Source organism: Vibrio sp. 10N.222.46.A1 (assembly GCF_041473595.1).
GTDB lineage: Bacteria > Pseudomonadota > Gammaproteobacteria > Enterobacterales > Vibrionaceae > Vibrio > Vibrio tasmaniensis_A.
On sequence record NZ_JBFRSN010000372.1, the window covers coordinates 1 to 2,932 of the forward strand.

At 47.2% G+C, this 2,932-nt stretch carries 3 protein-coding genes and 2 pseudogenes; all 5 read right to left on the reverse strand.

All coding sequences use genetic code 11. From position 1 onward, the window contains the following. Window positions 1–424 (reverse strand): annotated as a pseudogene (locus AB4496_RS11850) (hypothetical protein); the annotation flags it as partial. Further along, window positions 417–1,409: a VWA domain-containing protein gene (locus AB4496_RS11855; RefSeq protein ID WP_009845815.1), complete on the reverse strand. Its 993-nt coding sequence runs from the start codon at window positions 1,407–1,409 to the stop codon at window positions 417–419. The pseudogene AB4496_RS11850 and the gene AB4496_RS11855, both read right to left, overlap by 8 nt. Next, a complete protein-coding gene (locus AB4496_RS11860) occupies window positions 1,402–1,887 on the reverse strand; it encodes a DUF4381 domain-containing protein (RefSeq protein ID WP_009845814.1) in 486 nt (161 codons plus the stop codon). The genes AB4496_RS11855 and AB4496_RS11860 overlap by 8 nt, the downstream gene beginning before the upstream one ends. Further along, entirely contained in the window at window positions 1,884–2,810 is a 927-nt protein-coding gene (locus tag AB4496_RS11865) for a DUF58 domain-containing protein (protein ID WP_009845813.1), read from the reverse strand. The genes AB4496_RS11860 and AB4496_RS11865 overlap by 4 nt, the downstream gene beginning before the upstream one ends. Before the next feature lie 10 nt (window positions 2,811–2,820). Further along, window positions 2,821–2,932, reverse strand: a pseudogene (locus AB4496_RS11870) (AAA family ATPase); the annotation flags it as partial.

A 2,932-nucleotide genomic window follows, 5' to 3' on the forward strand; every position in this document is an offset into this window, starting at 1 on the left:
TTAGCGGACTGATGGTGTAAGCATCTCCGGCGTATGCCACCATTCCCGTTAGGCCTTCTTTCCAGAGTGATAGTAGATCCAAAGCCTTGTATCGCGCCTGTGTTAAACGGTTCGGCTTAATATCAGTGGCATACATAGACATCGACATATCCATGATCACAACTCGCGCCTGTGTTTTTTCAAAGCTTGGTTGTTCATTTTTTTCAAAGCTTGGACCGGCCAATGCGATGACACCGACCAACCACCAAACACCGAAATAAGTGCTGCGGTTTTTCGAGGGTTTGTTCGATTCAGGAGCCAAATAACGGGCGATGTGTGACGCTAATAACCCTTGCTTGGATTGTCTCTTGCTAAGCCACCAAATTGCGGGCAGCACGGCAAGAGCCAAGAACCAATATGGGTAGATAAAAGTAAAGTTAGACATTGTTTCTCCTAATGGCTAACAGCATAAATGCAAAGAACATGGCCGCAGACAGAGGCCAGACAAACCACTCTTGTTGTGGTCGCCAGATCTTAGTGGCATTCGTCACGGGCTCTAACTGGTTGATGGTGTCGTAAATCGTTGCCAGCTCTTTGCTGTCTCGCGCTCGGAAGTACTGACCGCCAGTACGTTTGGCGATTTCCATTAGAGTACGTTCATCCAAGTCTTGAGCAGTATTGACCTTACGAGTCATGAAGAACTCTTTGACCATCATTTCACCCGCACCGACACCCACGGTGTAAATTGTGGCGTTGTATTTCTTTGCAATATCCGCCGCTTCAAGTGGATCTAATACGCCCGCGGTATTACTGCCGTCACTGAGTAGAATCATTACACGCTGAGGAGCGTCGCTGTCGACAAAGGTTTTGGTGGCAAGGCCGATACCATCACCGATCGCAGTTTGAGTACCAATCAGCTTTAGCACTGCTTGATTGAGCTGTTGTGAAAGCGTGTCTCTATCTAACGTCAGTGGCGTCTGCAAGTAGGCGTGATCAGCAAATAGCACCAATCCAACTCGGTCGCCTTTTCGTCGCTCAATAAAGTCACTCAATACATGTTTCACCGCAGATAAGCGGTCAATGTATTCGCCATTAAACTGCATGTCTTCTTGGCTCATTGAGTAGGAGAGGTCGACAACCAACATCAAATCACGGTGTTTCGGCTGAAACTCAACCGGTTCACCGTACCAAACAGGGCGTGCCATGGCCGTTACCAATAAAAGCCAGATGATGACCGATAACGCCTTGGGTAAGCGACTGCTCGGTGTTTTGGTATTGCTGTCCTCGGGCAAAAACGGAAGCCTTAGAGCGCTGCTTGATTCTGATTTTGGTGAGAATAGGTAAATAAGGAGCGGCAGTGGTACTAGGATAAACATCCACCACCAAACAAACTCCACATCGAGTAAACCCATATTTAGAAAATCATTCATAACGACCTCGCTTTGGAGGAAGGGCTTTACGAAGCCAGATTTCGCAGTCGTTAACCAATTGCTGTTGAGCCTTTTTCTGTTCGTCGGTCATTAAGGTTGCATCTTGGTAGAGCGCTTGTTGCCATTGCGATTGTTTTGCGGCGAACAAAGGTTTTGCCAATTGCGCATCTAAGAACGTCAACCAATCATCACCAGATAAGCCTGCCACTTTTTCGCGTGGGAAATAGCTTAGTGCTGCCTGACGAACGATGTCTTGAGCTGCACTCGGAGACAAGGTATTTGAAGGCTGACTATCACGAAAGCAAGCAAGTGCTTCGTTCTTCGCGTATTGGTTCTTTTGTCTTTTGTTTACAATGAAAAATACTAAGGCGATCAGAACAATGGCCGTGATAATGATTAACCACCAACCCCATGCCAAAGGCCACCATGACGGTGCGCTTGGCGTAATAATAGGGCTCAAGTCGAGAGGTTGATTCATGACTGAACTCCTGATACTTGGCTCATTAACGATTGCGCACAAGACAATGAACTGTATGGGATCGCCAAAGAAAGGCTCATTTGCATAAGCTGTTGTTGCTTCTGATCAAATGCGTGACTGAGCTTTTCCTTTTCCTTGCTTGATGAAAAGTTAAACCATTGCGTTTTATTGCCGTCGGTGATCTGTTTTGAACCTTTGAAAGCAGTGACACCTTGCTCTAATGGATCGTAAAAATGCACCAAGCGAACCCGATTATGTCGACGTATTTGATTGATAAGTGAGTAATTACTTTCGCTATAACGAACAAAATCACTGAGCATAATGATATCGCTGCCTTTCGGGCAAAGCTGATGAAGAGACTTCAGCCCATGCTCTAAGGTTGTGTTGCTGTGATTGTTTGGGTTAGTCAGCGCTGCGTTATTGATTTCTATGACTTTTTGTAAAATACGCAGCGGAGCGTGGTTGCTAGCACTGGGTTTAATCTCAATGATCTCTTGGCCAGTATCGATCACTGCACCAATACGGTCTTTTTGAGCGACGGTTAACCAGCAAAGTTGGCTGGCAAAGTGTGCGAGTTGAACCGATTTAAGCAACAAGGTTGAGCCGAAAATCATACTGCTCGACAGATCTAAGAACAAAATCACAGGCTGTTCTCTTTCTTCAGAAAACAGTTTGGTGTGCGCCTTGCCTGTTCTCGCCGTGACGCGCCAATCAATGCTGCGGATATCGTCGCCCGCCTGATATTGACGAACCTCAGAGAAATTCATCCCGCGACCTTTACGATTGCTTTCGTGCTGGCCGTTAAGTTGCGACCACAGGCTCTTGGCTGGAGGCAACCAGCGAACAGACTGCGCTTTGTATTGCAGCAGTTCGTCCAGGCTTAACGTGACACCGTCACTATGGTTGGGTAATTGATTCTTCATGCGCGTATCCCTATGCGCTACCAACCAACGAGAGAAGGTGTGCGATCACTTGGTTTGCAGTGACCCCTTCGGCTTGTGCGTGGTAGCTACGAAGCAGGCGGTGACGCAGTACAGGGAATGCC

Excerpts from the sequence above, each read along its gene's own strand:
- AB4496_RS11855 (WP_009845815.1), bottom strand. The coding sequence starts at position 1,409 with ATGAATGATTTTCTAAATATGGGTTTACTCGATGTGGAGTTTGTTTGG.
- AB4496_RS11860 (WP_009845814.1), bottom strand. The coding sequence starts at position 1,887 with ATGAATCAACCTCTCGACTTGAGCCCTATTATTACGCCAAGCGCACCG.
- AB4496_RS11865 (WP_009845813.1), bottom strand. The coding sequence starts at position 2,810 with ATGAAGAATCAATTACCCAACCATAGTGACGGTGTCACGTTAAGCCTG.